Source organism: Streptomyces typhae (assembly GCF_009755605.1).
In the GTDB taxonomy this organism is placed as follows: Bacteria; Actinomycetota; Actinomycetes; order Streptomycetales; family Streptomycetaceae; genus Streptomyces; species Streptomyces typhae.
In genome coordinates, this window is record NZ_WPNZ01000037.1 from 1 (window position 1) to 21,480 (window position 21,480).

Genomic DNA, 21,480 nt, shown 5'->3' on the forward strand with positions numbered 1-21,480 from the left:
GGTGGGCTGGTTCACCAGTGTCTTCCCGGTGCGTCTGGACGTGGCGGGCATCGATCTGGACGAGGCGTTCGCGGGCGGCCCGGCAGCAGGCACGGTCGTCAAGACCGTCAAGGAACAGCTGTTGTCCCTGCCCGACAAGGGCATCGGCTACGGCCTCCTGCGCCACCTCAACCCGCAGACCGCCGCGGTCCTCGGACAGCACGGCAGCGGGCAGATCTCCTTCAACTACCTGGGCCGGTTCTCCGCGGGCGCGGACATGCCCGCCGACCTGCGGGGTCTGGGCTTCACCCAGGACACGGGCGTGGCCGAGCTGGCGGAGCTGGACGCCGGGCACGACCCGCGGATGCCCGCACACGCCGAACTGGACATCAACGCCCACGTCACCGACACCCCCGAAGGCCCGCGCCTGGGCGCCCTGTTCACCGCCCCCGAAGGCATCCTCACCCAGGCCGAGGCCGGGGAGCTGGCCGACCTGTGGGTGCAGGCCCTGCACGGCCTGGCCCGCCACGCCCAACAGCCCGACGCGGGCGGCCTCACCCCCTCCGACGTCCCCCTGGTCAAGGTGTCCCAGGCCGACATCGACGACTGGACACAGCGCTACCCGGGCCTGTCCGACATCTGGCCCGTCTCCCCGCTCCAGCTCGGTCTCCTCGTGCACTCGATGATGGCGCGCGAGACCGGCGCCGAGTTCGACGCCTACCAGGTCCAGTACGTCCTCAAGCTGTCGGGCCCCGTGGACCACGTCCGCCTGCGGACCGCGGCCCAGGCCGTCCTCGACCGGCACCCCGTGCTGCGCACCGCCTACGTCCCCGGACCCGAGGGCGAACTGATCCAGCTCGTCGTCGACGGCGTCGAGGTGCCCTGGCAGTACCTCGACCTCAGCAGCCTCGGCGAGGCCATGCGCGACTCGGCGTACGAGCAGTTCCTGGCGAGCGACCTGAAGGTGCACTTCGACCCGGTCACGCCGCCGATGCTGCGCATGTCGCTGCTCACCCTGGCCGCCGACCGCCACGAACTCGTCCTCACCTCCCACCACACCCACTTCGACGGCTGGTCCCTGCCCCTGCTCACCCGCGACCTGCTGCGCCTGTACGCCACCGAGGGCGACGCGTCGGCGCTGCCCCGGGCCCGCAGCTACCGCGAGTACCTGGCCTGGCTCGCCGAGCAGGACCCCCAGGAGTCCGCGGACGTCTGGGCCCGCGAGCTCGACGGGCTCAAGGAGCCCACCCTGGTCGCGCCCGACACCGACCCGGACGCCGACAGCGCGGGCATCGGACAGGTCGACGTGCCCCTGCCCGCCGACGACGCCCGCGAACTCCCGCGCCGCGCCGCCGAGGTGGGCGTCACCCTCAACACCCTCGTGCAGGGCGCCTGGGGCATCGTGCTCAGCCGCCTGAGCGACCGTCAGGACGTGGTGCTCGCCGCCACGGTCGCCGGACGCCCGGCCACCCTGCCCGGCGGCGACTCCATCGTCGGCATGTTCCTCAACACCCTTCCGGTGCGCGTCCCCTACGCCCCCGGTGACAGCGTCGCCCAGATGCTGACGGGCCTTCAGGAGCGGCAGGCCACGCTGTTCGAGCACCACCACCACGGCCTCGCCGAGATCCAGCGCGCCGCCGGGCTCCCGGCCCTGTTCGACAGCCTCATCGGCTTCGAGTCGTTCCCGCTGGACCGCGAGGGCATCGGCGAGGCCAGCGCGGCGGCCGGCATCACCGTCACCGGCATCCGGTCCTTCACCGCGAGCCACTTCCCGGTCGCCGTGTTCGTCTACCCCGACGGCGCCTACCTGCGGCTGAGCCTCCAGTACCAGCACCACCTCTTCAGCCGTGAGCAGGCGCAGGAGATGGCGGACCTGTACGGGCGGGTGCTCCAGCAGGTCGCCGCCGACCCAGAGGCCCGCCTCGGCGACATGGCGGCCGAGCCCGCCGGGCAGCAGCTCCACGCGGGCCTCGCGGCGGACGACGTCCCCGAGGTCCCCGAGCAGACCCTCGGCGAGCTGTTCGCCCAGCAGGTGACCAGGACCCCCGACGCCACCGCGATCGTGTGCGACGGCACCGAACTGACGTACCGTCAACTCGATGAGCGGTCCAACCGCCTGGCGCACGTGCTGCGCGAGCGCGGTGTGGTCCGCGACTCGATGGTCGGTGTGGCCCTGCGGCGCTCCGCCGAGTACATCGTGACCGTCACCGCGATCCTCAAGGCGGGCGGCGCCTATCTGCCCATCGACCCCGACTACCCGGCCGAGCGGCTGCGCTTCATGCTCCGCGACGCCGCGCCGGTCGTCCTCGTCACCGACGAGCGGATCGCGCCGCAGCTGCCGGAGGGTGAGGGCCCGCTGCTCGTCCTCGACGAGAGCGACACCCTCGCCACCCTGGCCGGGGCCTTCGCCGGTCCGGTGCCGGACCTCGCGGGCCACCCCGAGCAGCTGGCGTGCGCCTTCTACACCTCCGGCTCGACCGGTCTGCCCAAGGGCGTCTGCGTCAGCCATCGCGACGTCGCCGCGTTCGTCGTGGACCGCCGCTTCCGGAGCGAGGCGCACACCCGGGTCCTCCAGCAGGCCCCGCTGGCCTTCGACGCCTCCACGTACGAGATGTGGGTGCCGCTGCTCAGCGGTGGCACCGTCGTGGTGGCCCCGCCCGGCCACCTGGACGCCCCGGCCCTCGCCAAGGTCGTCCAGGAGCAGCGGCTCACCGGGCTCTTCGTGACCTCCGCCCTGTTCCGGGTGGTCGCCGAGGAGCAGCCGGACGCCTTCACGGGCCTCAAGGAGGTCTGGACCGGCGGTGAGGTGGTCTCCCCGACCGCCGTCCGCCGGGTCCTGCGCGCCTGCCCCGGCATCACCGTCTACGACGTGTACGGGCCGACGGAGACCACCACGTACGCCACCTGCCGTCCGATGGTCCGCGCCGAGGACGTGACCGAGCCGATCCCGATCGGCTGGGCCATGGACAACATGGGCGCCCACGTCCTCGACGACCGCCTCAACCCCGTCGGGCCCGGTGTCGCCGGTGAGCTGTACCTCACCGGAGCCGGTCTCGCCCGCGGCTACCTCGGTCGGCTCCCGCTGACCTCCGAGCGGTTCGTGGCCAGCCCGTTCGGCGAGCCGGGCGAGCGGATGTACCGCACCGGCGACGTCGTCGCCTGGACCGAGGACGGCGAGCTGGCCTTCCAGGGCCGCGCCGACACCCAGGTCAAGATCCGCGGCTTCCGCATCGAGCCCGGCGAGACCGAGGCCGTCCTGGAGAAGCACACCGGCGTGTCGCAGGCCGTGGTCGTCCCCCACGAGAGCGCCCCCGGACAGGGCATGCAGCTGGTGGCGTACGTCGTGCCGGTCAAGGCCGGCGGCGGCTCCACGGATGCCGACGCCGGGTCCGCGGCCCTGTCGGTGGAGGAGCTGCGCACCTTCACGTCGCAGAGCCTGCCCGAGTACATGGTCCCCGCGGTGTTCATGCTCCTCGACGAGCTGCCGCTGACGGCCAACAACAAGGTCGACAAGGCCAGGCTGCCCGCGCCCGAGTCGACGGGCCGCGCCTATGTGGCGCCCACCACCACCCAGGAGAAGCAGCTGTGCGAGCTGATCGCGCAGCTCCTGAAGGTCGAGCGGGTCGGCATGAGCGACGACTTCTTCGAGCTGGGCGGTGACTCCCTGCTCGCGACCCGCCTCACCAGCAGGATCAGCAAGACCTTTGGGGCCAGCGTGCCCATCCGAGCGGTCTTCAAGGCCAACGACATCGCCGATCTGGCGCGCACGGTGAAGAACGCATCGGCTGCAAGCCGCCCCGCCCTGCGCAAGATGAACAGGAGTGCCAAGTAATGATCCCGTTGTCCTTCGCACAGCAGCGACTGTGGTTCATCGACAAGTTCGAGGGTCCGTCGGCGACGTACAACGTCCCCTTCCTCATCCGGCTCACGGGTGACCTGGACGTCGAGGCACTCGTCCAGGCGGTCCGCGACGTGGTCACGCGGCACGAGAGCCTGCGCACCCTCATCGTGGAGAACGCCGACGGCGTCCCCGCCCAGCACGTGCTCCCCGACGAGGAGGTCCGCCTGGACATCCCGCTGTTCGAGGTGGGCGAGGACGAGCTGGACGAGGCGATCAAGAAGGCCGCCAACTACGCGATCACCCTCTCCGAGGAGATCCCGGTCCGCGGCACCCTGTTCCGCGTGGACGAGCGGGAGCACCGGCTGCTGCTCCTGATCCACCACATCGCGAGCGACGGCGAGTCCATCGAGCCGCTCTCCCGCGACCTGGCCACCGCCTACACGGCCCGTGTCGGGGGCGGGGCGCCGGACTGGGAGGAACTCCCGGTCCAGTACGTCGACTACACGATGTGGCAGCGCGAGCTGCTCGGCGACGAGGACGACCCCGACAGCGTCCTGTCCGCCCAGCTCGACTACTGGCGCGGCGAGCTGACCGGTGTGCCGCAGCCGATGCGTCTGTCCACCGACCGCCCGCGCCCCCCGGCCGCGAGCCGCGACGGCGACGGCTTCGGCATCACCCTCGACGACGCCCTGCTCACCAAGGTCGAGGCCCTGGCCAGGCGCGCCGAGGTCACCACGCCGATGGTGTTCCAGGCCGCGCTCGCGGTCCTGCTCCAGCAGCTCGGCGCGGGCGAGGACATCGCGATCGGCTCCACCATCGCGGGCCGCACCGACGACGACCTCGCCGAACTCGTCGGCTTCTTCGTCAACACCTGGGTGCTCCGTGCCGACCTGGCGGGAACCCCGTCGTTCGAGCAGCTCCTCGCCCAGGTGCAGCACAAGGCGCTGACGGCGTACGACAACCAGGACGCGCCGTTCGAGCGCCTCGTGGAGATCCTCAACCCGGAGCGCTCCACCGCCTACCACCCGCTGTTCCAGGTGATGTTCACCTGGGAGACCCGCGGCTGGATCGAGTTCGACCTGCCGGGCGTCAAGGCGCACTTCGGCCCGCTTGCGACGCCCACGGCCAAGTTCGACCTGGAGTTCAACTTCTTCAACGACCCCGACGAGCCGGGGCTGCTGATCTTCCTGGAGTACGCCACCGACCTGTTCGACCGGTCCACGATCGAAGCCGTCATGGCCCGCTTCGTGCGCCTCGTCGAGCAGCTCGCCGCGCACCCGGACCGCCCCGTCGCCCTGACGGACGTCCTGGAGGCGCACGAGCGCGAACTCGTCCTGCGCGGCTTCAACGACACCGTGGCGGAGACGCCCGAGCTGACGGTCCCGGGTCTGTTGGAGCGGCAGGTCGCCGCGGTGCCGGACGCCACCGCTGTCCTCTTCGGTGATCTGGAGCTGACGTACGCCGAGCTGGACGCGCGGGCCGAGCGCCTCGCCCGTGAGCTGGTCGCCCGCGGTGCTGGTCCCGAGACGATCGTGGGCCTGGCCCTGCCGCGCTCCGCCGACCTGGTCGTGGGCATGCTGGGCATCCTGAAGGCGGGCGCCGCCTACCTGCCGATCGACCCCAAGTACCCCAGCACCCGGCTCGACTACATCCTGTCCGACGCCCGCCCGCAGCTCGTGCTGACCAGCGCCGACACCGCGGGCGTGCTCCCGGCGTCGGACGTGCCGCACCTGTATGTGGAGGACGTGGACTTCGACGCTCCGGGACCTGACGTCCAGCGGGCTGTGGTGCGGCCTGGGAACGCCGCGTACGTGATGTACACCTCCGGTTCCACCGGTCTGCCCAAGGGCGTGACGATCACCCATCGTGACGTGGTCAATGGTGTGCTGCGTCTTGCCGACTCCGTGGGCATCGGTGCCGGGACGCGTGTCCTGGCCGGTACTTCGGTGAACTTCGACGTCTCCGTCTTCGAGACCATCACCTGCCTCTCCGTCGGCGGGATCCTCGAAGTGGTCCGTGACGTGCTGGTGATCGGGGAGCGGGGCGGCTGGAGCGGCGGCGTCATCAGCACGGTGCCGTCGGTGTTCGCGGAGCTGCTGGACCAGGTCGGCGGGAAGATCGAGGCCGAGGCGGTCGTGTTCGCGGGCGAAGCGCTGCCCGCGTCGCTCGTGGAGCGCGTACGCGCCGTCATTCCCGGCGTGCGGGTCGTCAACGCCTATGGTCAGACCGAGTCGTTCTACGCCACGACCTTCACCGCCGACGAGTCGTGGACGGGCACGGCCAGCGCGCCGATCGGTTCGCCGCTGGGCAATATGCGCACCTACGTCCTCGGCCCCGGCCTCAAGCCCGTGGCGCCCGGCGTCGTGGGGGAGCTGTACGTGGCGGGCAACGTGGCGCGCGGCTACTTCGGCCGGACCGCGCTGACCGCCGAGCGGTTCGTCCCCGACCCCTACGGTCCCGCGGGCGCGCGCATGTACCGCACCGGTGACCTGGCGCGGTGGACCCCCGCAGGCTGCCTGGAGTACGTGGGCCGTGACGACGCGCAGGTCAAGGTGCGCGGCTTCCGTATCGAGCCCGGGGAGGTCGAGGCGGCGCTGACCGCGCACCCGGGTGTGGCGCAGGCCGTCGTGGTCACCCACCAGGGCCGCGGCTCCACCCAGCTCGTCGGCTACGTCGTGCCCCAGGGCGCGGGCGAGGCGGGCCTCGGCACCGTCGAGAGCCTCGGCGACCTCGAGGTCGACCTGACCGCCACCGTGTCCTCGCGGGAGCTGCGGAAGTTCGTGTCCGGCAGGCTGCCGGAGTTCATGGTGCCGTCGCTGTTCGTGATGCTGGACCGGCTGCCGCTCGCGCCGAACGGCAAGCTGGACCGCAAGGCCCTGCCCGAGCCGGAGTACACCGGCACCACCTACCGCGCCCCGCGCACTCCGGTGGAGGAGGTCCTCGCCGGGGTGTACGCCGAGGTCCTGGGTCTGGACCGGGTCGGTATCGACGACGACTTCTTCGCCGTCGGCGGTGACTCGATCCGCTCCATCCAGGTCGTCTCGCGGGCCCGCGCGCAGGGTGTGGAGGTGACGCCGCGGCAGATCTTCGAGCACCGCACCGTCGTCGACCTGGCGGAGACCGCCGTCAGCTCCGGCCAGGCCCGCGTGGTCCTGGAGGAGCTGGAGGGCGGCGGCGCCGGCTTCATGCCGCTGCTGCCCGTCGGCCACTACCTGATGGACATCGGCACCGGCCTGAACCGGTTCACCATGTCGATGACCGTCGACCTGCCCGTCGGCATCGACGAGGCCGGCCTCGTCGCGACGCTGTCGGCGGTCGTCGACCACCACGACATGCTGCGCTCCCGCCTGGTCACGGGCCCGGAGACCGGCATCGAGGTGACCGCGCCCGGCACCGTGGACGTCGCCTCCCTCATCCACCGAGTGAGCTGGACCGGCTCCAACGGCTCCAACGGCTCCACCGACAACTGGGACACCGGCTGGCGCGAGCGCGCCACCGCCGAACTGGACGCCGCCACCGACCGCCTGGACGCCGAGGCCGGCGTCATGGCGCAGTTCGTGTGGTTCGACGCGGGCACCGCGCACGCGGGCCGCCTCGTCATCGCCCTGCACCACTTCGCCGTCGACGGCGTGTCCTGGCGCATCCTGCTGCCCGACCTCACCGAGGCCTGGAAGCAGATCCGCGACGGCCGCACCCCGGAGCTCGAACCGGTCGGCACCTCCGCACGGCGCTGGTCCCACGCCCTCGTGGAGCAGGCCAAGTCCGCCGACCGCACCGCGGAACTGGCCCTGTGGCGCTCCATCGTCGCCGGACCCGACCCCGTGCTCGGCAGCCGCCCCTTCAACCCGGCCGTCGACACCATCGACACCGTCGAATATGTCCACATGGACCTGCCGGAGACGGCCACCGAGGCGCTCCTCACCAGCCTCCCCGCCGCCTACCGCGGCGGTGTCAACGACGGCCTGCTCGCCGCCCTCGCGCTCGCCGTCGCCAAGTGGCGCAAGCAGCGCGGCGTCGCCGACAGCGAGGCGTCCTCACTGCTGCTTCGCCTGGAGGGCCACGGCCGTGAGGAGGCGGCGGCGCCCGGCGCCGACCTGTCCCGCACCGTCGGCTGGTTCACCAGCATGTTCCCCGTCCGCCTCGGCGTCGCGGGCATCGACATCGACGACGCGCTCGACGGCGGCAGCGCCGCGGGCGCCGCGGTGAAGGCCGTCAAGGAACAGCTCCTCGCCGTCCCCGACAAGGGCATCGGCTACGGCCTCCTGCGCTACCTCAACCCGCAGACCAGCGAGATCCTCAAGCGGTACGCCACCGGCCAGGTGTCCTTCAACTACCTCGGCCGCTACGCCGGTTCGGCCAACATGCCGGAGAACCTCCGCGGCCTCGGCTTCAACCAGACCGAGGGCACCACCGAACTCCTCGCGGACCCGGACGGCTCCATGCCGGCCCTCGCCGCGCTGAACGTCAGCGCCTACGTCACCGACAGCGAGCAGGGCCCGCGCCTCGCCACCCGCCTCGACTTCCCCTCGGGTCTGTTCACCCGCGCCGAGGTGGAGGAGCTCGCCGCGCTGTGGCGCACCGCCCTGCAAGGCCTCGCCCAGCACGCGACGCAGCCCGACGCGGGCGGCCTCACCCCCTCCGACGTGCCCCTGGTGCGGGTGACCCAGAACCAGCTCGACAGCTGGGAGCGGACGTACGAGGGCCTGGCCGACGTGTGGCCGCTCACCTCGATGCAGAACGGCCTGCTCTTCCACGCCGAACTGGCGGGCGCCACCTTCGACGCCTACCAGATGCAGTTCGTCTTCCACCTCGCCGGTGCCGTCGAGCCGCCCCGGATGCGCGCGGCAGGACAGGCCCTGATCGACCGCTACCCGAACCTGCGGGCCGCGTTCGTCACCGACGACGCGGGCGACCGGGTGCAGATCGTCCAGAGCGCCGTCGAACTGCCCTGGCACGAGCACGACCTGAGCGCCCTGGCCGACGGCGCGCGCGAGGAGCAGCTCGCGCGGCTCCTCGACACCGAGCACGACACCCACTTCGACCTGGCCGACGCGCCCCTGGTGCGCCTGACGCTGATCAAGCTCGCCGACGACAAGTGGGACCTGGTCTTCACCGCCCACCACGTCCTCTTCGACGGCTGGTCGGTGCCGCTGCTCATCCAGGACCTGCTGCGCCTGTACGGCTCGGCCGGCGACGCCTCCGGACTCGGCCGCGCCCGTACCTACCGCGACTTCCTGACCTGGCTCTCCCGCCAGGACCGGCAGGCCGCCGTGGACGCCTGGGCCCGCGAGCTCGACGGCGTCGACGAGCCCACGCTCCTGGTGCCCGCGGGCGCCGAGGACACCGGGGCCGAGCCGGCCGGCGTCGGCCAGGTCGACGTGCCGCTCACCTCCGAGCAGTCCCGTGCCCTCTCCCGCCGCGCGGGCGACCTCGGCCTGACCCTCAACACGCTGGTCCAGGGCGCCTGGGCGCTCCTCGTCGGCGGGCTCACCGGCCGCCAGGACGTGGTCTTCGGCGCCACCGTCTCCGGCCGTCCCCCGCAGGTCGCGGGCGTCGACGAGATGGTCGGCATGTTCATCAACACCCTCCCGGTACGGGTGCGGTGCGCCGCGGACAAGTCCCTCGCCGAGGTGCTCGGCGACCTCCAGGAGAGCCAGAGCGCGCTCCTCGACCACCACCACCACGGACTTCTCGACCTGCACCAGGCCACCGGTCTGCGCACGCTCTTCGACACCATGGTGGTCTTCGAGTCGTACCCGATCGACAGCGCCGCCCTCAGTGAGGCGTACTCGGCCGCCGGGATATCGGTGACCGGCATCAGCCCGCTGAGCAGCACCCACTACCCGCTGGTGGTGATGGCCTTCGCCGAGCCGCACCTGAAGGTCAGCCTCCAGCACCAGCACCACCTGCTCGACCGCGAGCGGGCGCAGGAGATCGCCACCCGCTTCGGCCACGTCCTCGCGCAGCTCGCCACCGACACCGGCATCCGCGCCGGAGCCCTCGACCTGCTCGCCCCCGAGGAGCGCCACCAGCTCGTCGCCGGGGTCAACGACACCGCGACGCCCACACCCGAGCTGACCGTCCCCGGCCTGTTCGAGCAGCAGGCCGCGGCGACCCCGGACAAGACCGCCGTGACCTTCGGCGAGGTGTCGTACACGTACGCGGAGCTCGACGCCCGCGCGAACCGTCTCGCCCGCGAACTCGCGGACCGCGGCGTCGGCCCGGAGACCGTGGTGGGCCTCGCGCTGCCCCGCTCCGCGGACCTCGTCACCGGCCTGCTCGGCATCCTCAAGGCGGGCGGCGCCTATCTGCCGATCGACCCGAAGTACCCGAGCACGCGCCTCGACCACATCCTCGCGAGCGCCGCGCCGCAGCTCGTCCTCACCGACGCCGACACCGTCGGCATCCTCCCGGACACCGGCGTCCCGACGCTGTTCCTCGGCGACGTCGACCTCGAAGGCGCCGACGGCAGCGCCCTGCCGCGGGTGGACCTGCGCCCCGAGCACGCGGCGTACGTGATGTACACCTCCGGCTCCACCGGCACCCCGAAGGGCGTGGTGATCAGCCACGCGAACGTCGTCAACGGCGTGACACGGCTCGCCGACCGGGTCGGTGTGCACGCGGGTACGCGGATGTTCGCCGGTACGTCGATCAACTTCGACGTGTCGGTCTTCGAGACCGTCACGACACTCGCGCACGGCGGCACCGTCGAGGTCGTCAGGGACGCCCTCGTGCTCGCCGAACGCGAGTCCGTGTCGGCGTCCGTCATCAGCACGGTGCCGTCCGTCTTCGCCGAGCTAGGTGACCGCATGGCCGCCATCTCCGGCCTGGAGACGGTCGTGTTCGCCGGTGAGGCGCTGCCCGCGACGCTCGTGCACCGCATCCGCACGGCCCTGCCCGGCGTCCGGATCGTCAACGCCTACGGCCAGACCGAGTCCTTCTACGCCACCACCTTCGCCGTGCAGGCGGGCCAGGAGTGGCAGGCCACGGACAACACCGACAACACCCCGATCGGTGTGCCGCTCGGCAACATGCGCACCTACATCCTCGGTCCGGGCCTCGCGCCCGTCCCGCCGGGCGTCGTGGGGGAGCTGTACGTCGGCGGCAATATCGCCCGCGGCTACCTGGGCAACGCCGCGCTGACCGCCGAGCGGTTCGTCGCCGACCCGCACGGCCCCGCGGGGTCGCGGATGTACCGCACCGGTGACCTGGCGCGCTGGAACGCCGACGGGCAGATCGAGTACGCGGGCCGCGACGACGACCAGGTCAAGATCCGCGGTGTCCGGGTCGAGCCCGCCGAGGTCGAGCGGGCCCTGGCCACCCACCCCGGCGTCGCCCAGTCCGTGGTCGTCGCGCAGAGCGGCGCGGGCTCCGGCGACAAGCAGCTCGTGGCCTACGTCGTCCCGGACCTGGACGGCCTGGAGGACACCGAGCAGGCCGAGCAGCAGGTCGACGAGTGGGAGAAGATCTACGACCAGGTCTACTCGGGCGAGAGCGTCGAGTGGGGCGAGAACTTCTTCGGCTGGAACTCCAGCTACGACGGACTGCCCATCGAGCTGGACGAGATGCGGCACTGGCGGGACGCGGCGGTCGAGCAGATCATCCGCTGGAAGCCCCGCCAGGTCCTGGAGCTCGGTGTCGGCTCGGGTCTGCTGATGGCCCACGCGCTGCCGCACGTCGAGCACTACTGGGCGAGCGACCTCTCGTCCGCTGTCATCGACCGGCTGACCCGCGAGGCCGAGCAGGCCGGGTTCGCCGACAAGGTGACGCTGCGGCACGCGCAGGCCGAGGACGTCACGGGCCTGCCCAAGGGCCACTTCGACGTCATCGTCCTCAACTCCGTGATCCAGTACTTCCCGCACGCCGAGTACCTCGACCAGGTGCTCGCGCAGGCCTTCGAGCTGCTGTCCGACGGCGGCCGGATCGTGGTCGGCGACGTCCGCAACGCGGCGACGCTGCCGCTGTTCAGCACGGGCGTGCAGTACACCCAGCACCCGGGGTCCACCCCGTCCGAGGCGGGCGCCGCCATCGCCCGCGCCGTCCTCACCGAGCCCGAACTGGTCCTCGACCCCGAGTGGTTCACGCAGTGGGCCGAGCGGCACGGCGCCGCGGGCGCGGACATCCGCCTCAAGCTGGGCGGAGCGCACAACGAGCTGACCCGGCACCGCTACGAGGTCGTCCTGCACAAGCGGGCCGACGGCCAGAGCGACCTGTCCGCGGTACCGCAGCTCGCCTGGGGCCGCGAGGCCGCCACACTGGCCGACCTGGAGCAGCCGTGCGCCGCGCAGAACGGCCCGGTCCGCGTCACCGGCATCCCCAACGCCCGGCTCACCGGTGAGCTGGACCTCGCCGTGGGCGCCGGGGTCCTGGAGGCCCCCGCGGCGAGCGGCCCCGCCCTCGACCCGCAGGACGTGCACGACTGGGCCGCCGCGCGCGGCTGGAGCGTCCTGATGACCTGGTCGGCGGCTGCCGCCGAGTCCTTCGACGCCCTGGTGTTCACCGACGGGCCCCTCGACGCCCGGCAGTTCACCGGCACGTACCTGCCCTCGGGCCGCGGCGACCGGCTCCTCGCGAACGCCCCCGCCGCCGCCGCACGCATCGGTGGCCTCGTCGGCTCGCTGCGCGGCTACCTCCAGGAGCGGCTGCCCGCACACCTGGTGCCCGCCGCGGTCGTGGCGATCGCGTCGCTGCCCCTGGCGGCCAACGGCAAGCTGGACCGACGGGCCCTGCCCGCGCCCGACTTCGCCGGGCAGGCCACGGGCCGGGCCCCGCGCACCGCCCAGGAAGAGCTGCTGTGCGAGCTGTTCGCCGAGGTCCTCGACCTGGAGCGGGTCGGCATCGACGACGACTTCTTCACCCTCGGCGGCCACTCGCTGCTCGCCACCAAGCTCATCAGCCGCATCCGCTCCGCCCTCGGCGCCGAAGTCGAACTGCGGACCCTGTTCTCGCACCCCACGGTCGCCGGCATCGTGCCGCACCTGGACGGCAGCGCGCGCACCCGGATACCCCTGGTCCGCGCCGAGACCCGCCCCGAGCGGCTGCCGCTGTCGCACGCCCAGCAGCGGCTGTGGTTCCTGCACAAGTTCGAGGGCCCCTCGGCGACGTACAACATGCCGTTCATCCTGCGGCTCAGCGGTGACCTGGACGTGGCCGCCCTGGAGGCGTCGCTCAACGACGTCCTCACGCGGCACGAGTCGCTGCGCACCGCCTACCCCGAGGTCGACGGCAAGCCGTACCAGAACATCCTCGACCCCGAGGACGTCCGCATCCGTCTGACCGTGGAGCCGGTGGCGAGCGGCGACGGCCTGGAGGCGGCGATCCGGGCCACGGCCCGGCACACCTTCGACCTGGCCGACGAGATGCCGCTGAAGGCCTGGCTGTTCGGCACCGCACCGGACGAGTTCGTCCTCGCGATGGTCGTGCACCACATCGCGGCGGACGGCTGGTCGGCCGCGCCGCTCGCGCAGGACCTCGCCACCGCCTACACCGCGCGCGCCGGGGGCGCGGCCCCCGCGTGGGAGCCGCTGCCGGTGCAGTACGCGGACTACACCCTGTGGCAGCACGAGCTGCTCGGTGACGACAACGACCCGGACAGCCTGTTCGGCAAGCAGTACGCGTACTGGGCCAAGCACCTGGCGGGCCTGCCCGAGCAGTGCACCATCCCCAGCGACCGGCCGCGGCCCGCGGTCCTCGACTACAGCGGCGACCTGCTGCAGTTCACGCTGCCCGCGTCGCTGCACGAGGGCGTCGCGGAGATGGCCCGCGCGTCGGGGGCCACACCCTTCATGGTCCTCCAGGCGACGATGGCGGCGCTCCTGACCCGTATGGGCGCGGGCACCGACGTGGCGATCGGCAGCGGCATCGCGGGCCGTACCGACGACAGCCTGCAGGACCTGATCGGCCTGTTCGTGAACACCCTGGTGATGCGCACGGACACCTCCGGCGACCCGACGTTCGCGGAACTCCTCGCCCAGGTGCGCAAGACCAGCCTGGCCGCGTACACCCACCAGGACATCCCGTTCGAGACGCTGGTGGAGAAGCTCAACCCCAAGCGGTCGGCTTCGGTGCACCCGCTGTTCCAGATCGCCCTCGTCCTCCAGAACAACGAGGAGGCCGAGTTCGAGCTGCCGGGCCTCCGGGTGCGCGGTGAGGGCGTGGGCACGGGCACGGCACGCTACGACCTGATGCTGAGCCTCAGCGAGACGTTCACCGACCGCACCTCGCCCGCGGGCATCTCGGTGGTCGCGGAGTACTCCACGGAGCTGTTCGACGCCTCCACGATCGAGACGCTGATCGCGCGCTGGGAGCAGCTCCTCACCACCGCGGTGACCTACCCCACCCAGCGCATCAGCACCGCCGACCTGCTCACCGCCGAGGAGCGGCGCGAACTGCTCCTCGCCGAGGCGCGGCAGTCGGAGCCCACCGTCGAGACCGCCACGTTCCCCGCGCTGTTCGCGGCGCGCGTGCGGCAGGCACCGGGCGCGCTCGCGGTGGAGTCGGTGGACCAGGCCTGGTCGTACGAGGAACTGAACGCGCGGGCGAACCGCGTCGCGTACTGGCTGATCGCCCGGGGCATCGGCCCGGAGCAGCCCGTGGGCGTGTCGATGCCGCGCTCGGCCGAGCAGGTCGCGGTGGCACTCGGCATCCTCAAGGCCGGTGCGGCCTATCTGCCCATCGCCCTCGACTACCCCGCCGACCGCATCGCCTACATGGTCGAGGACTCACGTCCCGAGGTGGTCTTCACGACCGTGTCCGCGGCCGGGGAACTGCCCGACGGCCTGCCCACGCGCCTCGTCCCCATCGACGACCCGGCGTTCGCGCAGGACCTCCAGGGCCTGCCGCACACCGACCCGCTCACCGACCTGCGCGCCGAGAACCCGGCGTACGTCATCTACACGTCGGGTTCGACGGGCCGCCCCAAGGGCGTGAGCGTCACCCACACCGGTCTGGCCGCGCTGAGCGCCACCCACACGGCGCACTTCGACCTGGACGGCACCTCGCGCGTGCTCCAGCAGGCCTCACCGAGCTTCGACGCCGCGTTCTGGGAGTTGGTGATGGCGCTCACCACGGGCGCCGCCATCATCGTGCCCACGCAGCAGAAGGTCGCCGGTGAGGACCTCGCCGAGACCCTCGCCACCCGTAACGTCACCCATGTGACGGTGCCGCCGAGCGTCGTGGGCACCATGCCCGCGGGCTCCGCGCGGCGCCTGACCGGCCTGCGGGTCCTCGCCGTCGCCGGTGAGGCCTGCCCGCCGGCCCTGGCCGCCGAGTGGGCGCCGGGCCGCAAGCTCATCAACGCCTACGGCCCCACCGAGACCACGGTGTGCGCCACCGCGAGCACCCCGCTGACGGCCGAGCGCGCCCCCATCGGCACGGCCATCACCGACGCGCGCCTCTACGTCCTGGACGAGCGGCTCGCCCCGGTCCCGCCGGGATCGCCGGGTGAGCTGTACGTGGCGGGGCCGAGCCTGGCCCGCGGCTACGTCGGCCGTTCCGCGCAGACGTCCGGCACGTTCATGGCCGACCCCTACGGCCCGGCCGGTACCCGCATGTACCGCACCGGTGACGTGGTGCGCCGCGGCAACGACGGGCAGCTGGAGTACCTGGGCCGCAGCGACGACCAGGTCAAGGTGCGCGGTTTCCGCATCGAGCCCGGCGAGATCGAGAAGGCCCTCGCCGAGCACCACGGTGTCGCGCAGGCCGTCGTCCTGACCCGCAAGCTCCGGGGCAGCACCCAGCTCGTCGGCTACGTGGTGCCCACGGGCAACCGGGAGGCGGGCGCCGACGACGACTTCGACCTGACCACGGGCGTGTCCGTGGACGGGCTGCGGAAGTTCGCCACCGGCCGCCTGCCGGAGTTCATGGTGCCCTCGGTGTTCGTCCTGATCGACGAGCTACCGCTGACGCCGAACGGCAAGCTGGACAAGGCCGCGCTGCCCGAGCCGGAGGTGAGCGGCGGCGAGTACCGGGCGCCGCGCACGCCCGAGGAGCAGATACTCGCCGCGGTCTTCGCCGAGGTCCTCGGTGTGGAGCAGGTCGGTGTCGACGACGACTTCTTCGCCGTCGGCGGTGACTCCATCCGCTCCATCCAGGTGGTCTCCCGCGCCAAGGCGCAGGGCATCGAGGTCACCCCGCGGCAGATCTTCGAGCACCGCACGGTCGCCGACCTCGCCGAGTCCGCCCGTACCAGCGGCGCGAACACGGTCGTCCTCGAAGAGCTGGAGGGCGGCGGCGTGGGCACCATGCCGCTCCTGCCCGTGGCCCGCTACATCACCGAACTGGGCGGCGGCTACGACCGGTTCACCATGTCGATGGTCCTCGAACTGCCCGTCGGCATCGAGGCGGGGGAGCTGACGGCGACGCTGTCGGCGGTCGTCGACCACCACGACATGCTGCGCTCGCGCCTGATCACGGGCAGCGAGCCCGGCCTGATGGCCCCCGAGCCGAGCCTGGAGGTCGCCGAGCCGGGCACGGTGGACGTGGCCGCGCTGGTCCGCCGCATCTCCTGCGACGGCACCTGGGACCAGGACCGCTGGCGAGAGCAGGCCCTCGCCGAGCTCGACACGTCCGCGGGCGAGCTGGACCCGAAGGCCGGGCGGATGGCCCGGTTCGTGTGGTGCGACGCCGGCCCCGAGCAGGCCGGACGCCTCATGGTGGTCCTGCACCACCTGGTCGTGGACGGTGTGTCCTGGCGGATCCTGCTGCCCGACCTCGCCGAGGCCTGGGAGCAGGTCCGCGCGGGCCGCACCCCGGCCCTGGCACCGGTGGCCACCTCCGCACGGCAGTGGGCCCACGCCCTCACCGAGGAGGCGGCACGCCCCGAGCGGGTGGCGGAGCTCCCGCTCTGGCGCTCCGTGGTCGAGGGACCGGACCCGGTCATCGGCTCGCGTCCCTTCGACCCGGCGTTCGACGTGCGCTCCACGGTGCGCACCGTGCGGGTGCAGCTGCCGGTGGCGGCCACCGAGACGCTCCTGACGACGCTGCCCGCCGCGTTCCACGGCGGAGTCAACGACGGCCTGCTCACCGGACTCGCCGTGGCGGTCGCCAAGTGGCGCAGGTCCCGCGGCGTCCCCGAGGACGAGGCGTCCTCGACGCTGCTGCGCCTGGAGGGCCACGGCCGTGAGGAGGCGGCGGCCCCCGGCGCCGACCTGTCCCGCACCGTGGGCTGGTTCACCAGCATGTTCCCCGTCCGCCTGGACGTGGGCGGCTTCGACCTGGAGGAGGCTTTCACCGGCGGCAGGTCCGCGGGCGGCGTGGTCAAGGCGGTCAAGGAGCAGCTCCACGCGATCCCCGACAAGGGCATCGGCTACGGCATGCTGCGCTACCTCAACCCCGAGACCGCGAAGGTCCTCGCGGCCCACGACATCGGGCAGATCTCCTTCAACTACCTGGGCCGGTTCGGCGCGGACACCAAGCCGCAGCACACCGGCGACGCGGGCTGGACGATCGCCGCGGACGCGGAGGGGCTCTCCCCCGAGCTGGACGCGGACATGCCGGCGATCGCCCCGATCGAGATCAACTCCTATGTCCTGGACGGCGAGCAGGGCCCGCGGTTCAGCGCCGAGATCGGCTACCCGGCCGGTCTGCTCACCGAGGAGGAGGCCCAGGGCCTCGCGGACCTGTGGGGCACCGCCCTGGAGGGCCTGGCGCGGCACGCGGCCACGCCCGGCGCGGGCGGTCTGACACCGTCGGACGTCCCGCTGGTCCGGGTCGGCCAGCGCGACCTGGAGACATGGGAGGAGAACTACCCCGGCCTGAACGACGTGTGGCCGCTCACCCCGGCCCAGTCCGGCATCCTCTTCCACAGCGTCATGGCCGAGTCGTCCTTCGACGCCTACCAGATCCAGCTCGTCCTGCACCTGTCCGGCACCGTGGTCCCCGAGCGCATGCGCGTCGCGGGCCAGGCACTGCTCGGCCGCTACCCGAACATGGCGACCGCGTTCACGACCGACGCCACGGGCGAGCAGGTCCAGCTCGTCCTGGACCACGTGGAACTGCCCTGGCGGACCGTCGACCTGCGCGACCTCGACGAGGAGCGGCGCGGCGAGGAGCTGGAGAAGCTCCTGGCGGCCGACCACTCCGCGCACTTCGACCCGGCGGAACCGCCGATGCTGCGCATGACGCTCGTCCAGATGGACGCGGACCTCTCCGAGCTGGTCCTGACCGTCAACCACGCCCTGTACGACGGCTGGTCGCTCGCGCACCTGATGCGCGACCTGATCCTGCTGTACGAGGCCGAGGGCGACGCGTCAGGACTGCCGCGGGTGCGTTCCTACCGCGACTTCCTGGCCTGGCTCGCCGAGCAGGACCACGACGAGGCGGTACGCGTCTGGGGCGAGGAGCTGGAGGGCGTCACCGAGCCGACCATGCTGGCCTCGGTCGCCGCCACCGAACAGGGCGGCGGCCTCGGCCAGCTGGAGCTCCCGCTGGCCGCGGAGACCTCGCGGGCGCTCACCCGCAGGGCCGGTGAGCTGGGCATCACCCTCAACACCCTGATCCAGGGCGTGTGGGGTGTGCTGCTCGGCAATCTCACCGGGCGCGAGGACGTGGTGTTCGGCACCACCGTCGCGGGCCGGCCGCCGCAGCTGCCGGGCGCCGACGACATGGTGGGTCTGTTCATCAACAGCCTCCCGGTGCGCGTGCGCTACTCCGCGAAGGAGACCCTGGCGCAGGTCCTGACCCGCCTCCAGGAGCACCAGACCGTGCTGATGGACCACCATCACCACAGCCTCAGCGAGATCCACGAGGCCGTCGGTCTTGGCACCCTGTACGACTCGATGGTGATCCTGGAGTCCTTCCCGGTCGACCGGGAAGGACTCACCGAGGCGCACACCTCGGCGGGCGTCACCGTCACCGGCATCCGCATGCTCAGCGGCACCCACTACCCGCTGATGCTGGCGGGCACCGCCGACCCGAACCTGCGCCTGGGGCTCCAGTACCAGGACAACATGTTCACGGCCGCCGAGATCGAGCGGATCGGCGCCCGGCTCGGACGCGTGCTCCAGCAGCTCGCCGACGATCCGCACACGCCGCTCGCCGCCCTCGACGTCCTGGACGAGGACGAGCGCGACCTGGTCCTCAACCGGTTCAACGACACGGCGACCGAGGTGCACGGCGACACCGTGATCGGCCTGTTCGAGGAGCAGGCCGCGCGCACCCCGGAGGCCACCGCGGTGGTCTGCGAGGACGAGCGGCTGACGTACGCGGAGGTGAACGAGCGCGCCAACCGGCTCGCCCGCCACCTGCGCACGCGGGGCGTGGGCGCCGACACCCTGGCCGCCGTGGTCCTGCCGCGCACCCCGCAGCTGGTGGTGGCGATCCTGGCGGTCCTCAAGACCGGTGCCGCCTACGTGCCGATCGACCCGGGCTACCCCGGCACGCGCCTGGAGCACATCCTGGCCACCGCCGAACCCCGCCTGATCATCACGGACACCGCGGCCTCCGCGGTCCTGCCGCAGCGGACGGCCGCCGAGCGACTGCTGCTCGACGACCTCGACGCCACCGCTGTCTCCGGTGAGCGCGCGGACAACCTCGGCGCCGCCGAGCGCACCCGGTCGCTCCTGTCCGACGACCTGCTCTACCAGGTGTACACCTCCGGTTCGACGGGCCTGCCCAAGGGCGTGAGCATCACCCACGCCAACCTGGTCAACGCCCTCGACGGCCTGGTCAGGCACGTCGGTGTGGAGCCGGGCTGGAAGATGCTGACCAGTACGTCGATCGGCTTCGACGTGGCGGCGTTCGAGCTGTTCTCGACGCTCACGACAGGGGGCAGCGTCGAGATCGTCCGCGATGTGCTCGCGCTGGCGGAGCGGGATGCCTGGGACGTGGACGTGATCAGTTCGGTGCCGTCGGCCTTCGCGGAGCTGGTGGATCAGCTCGGTGACCGGGTCCGGCCCAAGTCGCTGGTGTTCGCCGGTGAGGCGCTCACTCCGGCCTTGGTGGAGCGGATCCGGGCGAACTGGCCCGAGGCACGCATCGTCAACGGTTACGGTCCGAGTGAGACGTTCTATGTGACGGCGCACGGTCTGGATGCCGGACGTGAGTACGTCTCGGGTGTGCCGATCGGTGGTCCGCTGGGGAACCTGCGGGCGTACATCCTGGGTCCGGGTCTGACGCCGACGGCGCCGGGTGCGGTGGGTGAGCTGTACATGGCCGGGGCCGGTGTCGGTCGTGGCTATCACAACCGCCCGGCACTGACCGCCGAGCGCTTCGTGGCCGATCCGTTCGGCGGGGCCGGGGCGCGCATGTACCGCACCGGTGACCTGGCGCGCTGGGACGAGCACGGCGAGCTGGAGTACGTCGGGCGGGCGGACTCGCAGGTGAAGATCCGCGGGTTCCGTATCGAGCCGGGTGAGGTCGAGGCGGCGGTGGCCGCGCACCCGAAGGTGGCGCAGGCCGCGGTGGTCGCGCGGACCAGCGCGGGCAGCAAGCAGCTGGTCGCGTACGCGGTGCCGGCGCCGGACGCGGTGGATGTGACCGTGGGTGAGCTGCGGGAGTTCGTGGCGGCGAAGTTGCCGGAGTTCATGGTGCCTGCGGCGTTCGTGGTCCTGGACCGGCTGCCGCTGTCGCCGAACGGGAAGCTGGACCAGCGGGCGCTCCCGGCGCCGGAGTTGACGGGTTCGGCGGTCTACCGGGCGCCGCGTTCGCCGCAGGAAGAGGTTCTGGCGGGTCTGTTCGCGGACGTCCTGGGGGTGGAGAAGGTGGGGATCGACGACAACTTCTTCGACCTGGGTGGCCACTCCCTGAGGGCGACACGTCTGGTGAGCCGGATCCGCACGGTCCTGATGCTGGACGTGCCGATGCGGGTCGTCTTCCAGGCCCCGACCGTCGCCGGACTCGCCGAGCACCTCACCGCCGGAGGCGGGACCGGCGGCCACACCGACCCGTTCGGTGTGGTGCTGCCCCTGAAGTCGGGCGGCAGCGAGGACCCGGTCTGGTTCATCCACCCCGGCATCGGCCTGTCCTGGTCGTACCTGGGCATGGCGGTCCAGCTCGGCGACCGGCCCGTGTACGCCATCCAGGCGCGCGGCTGGGACGGCACGTCGGTGCCCGCGACCTTCGAGGAGATGGTCCAGGACTACGTGGAGCAGATCCTCGGCGTACAGCCCGAGGGCCCCTTCCGCTTCGTCGGCCACTCCATGGGCGGCACGCTCTCGCAGGCCATCGCCGCCGAACTGCAGGGGCGCGGCCACGAAGTACCGCTGGTCGCCATCCTGGACGCCGTCCCCGCGGCGGTGTTCGCCGAGAAGGACGTGGTCCTCGACCCGACCGAGGCACGCGAGTTCCTCAGCGGCTACCTGCCGGGCGGCGGGGACGAGACCGAGCGCCAGGCCCTGATCCACAACGGGTCCTCGCTGATGGTCGAGCACGTCCGCCTCGTCAGGGAGTACACCCAGCCCGTGTACCGGGGCGAGGTGGCCTTCTTCAACGCGACTGTCAACTCGGAACCGTCCGCGGAGATGTGGGATCCCTACGTGGTGGGCAGTGTGCGGTCGTACGACATCGAGGCCACCCACTTCGGCATGACAGGTCCGAAGCACACGGCCGAGATCTGCGACGTCATCAACCGTTACCTCAACGCCCAGGAGCCCCGCATGAGCACGAACCCGTCCGACGACACGCACGGTCCGCGCGAGGCCACGGCCACCGCGTAGCACCGC

At 72.0% G+C, this 21,480-nt stretch carries 2 protein-coding genes; both read left to right on the forward strand.

The features are described from left to right. On the forward strand, positions 1–3,811 hold a 3,811-nt coding region (locus tag GPA10_RS39755), incomplete at its 5' end, for a non-ribosomal peptide synthetase (protein ID WP_157169669.1). Beyond that, positions 3,811–21,474, forward strand: coding sequence for a non-ribosomal peptide synthetase (locus tag GPA10_RS39760; RefSeq protein WP_157169670.1), 17,664 nt, complete (start codon positions 3,811–3,813; stop codon positions 21,472–21,474). The genes GPA10_RS39755 and GPA10_RS39760, both read left to right, overlap by 1 nt. Positions 21,475–21,480 lie beyond the last annotated feature (6 nt).

Bases quoted from the DNA above. Each gene is read 5' to 3' on its own strand.
- GPA10_RS39760 (WP_157169670.1), top strand. From the start codon at position 3,811: ATGATCCCGTTGTCCTTCGCACAGCAGCGACTGTGGTTCATCGACAAG.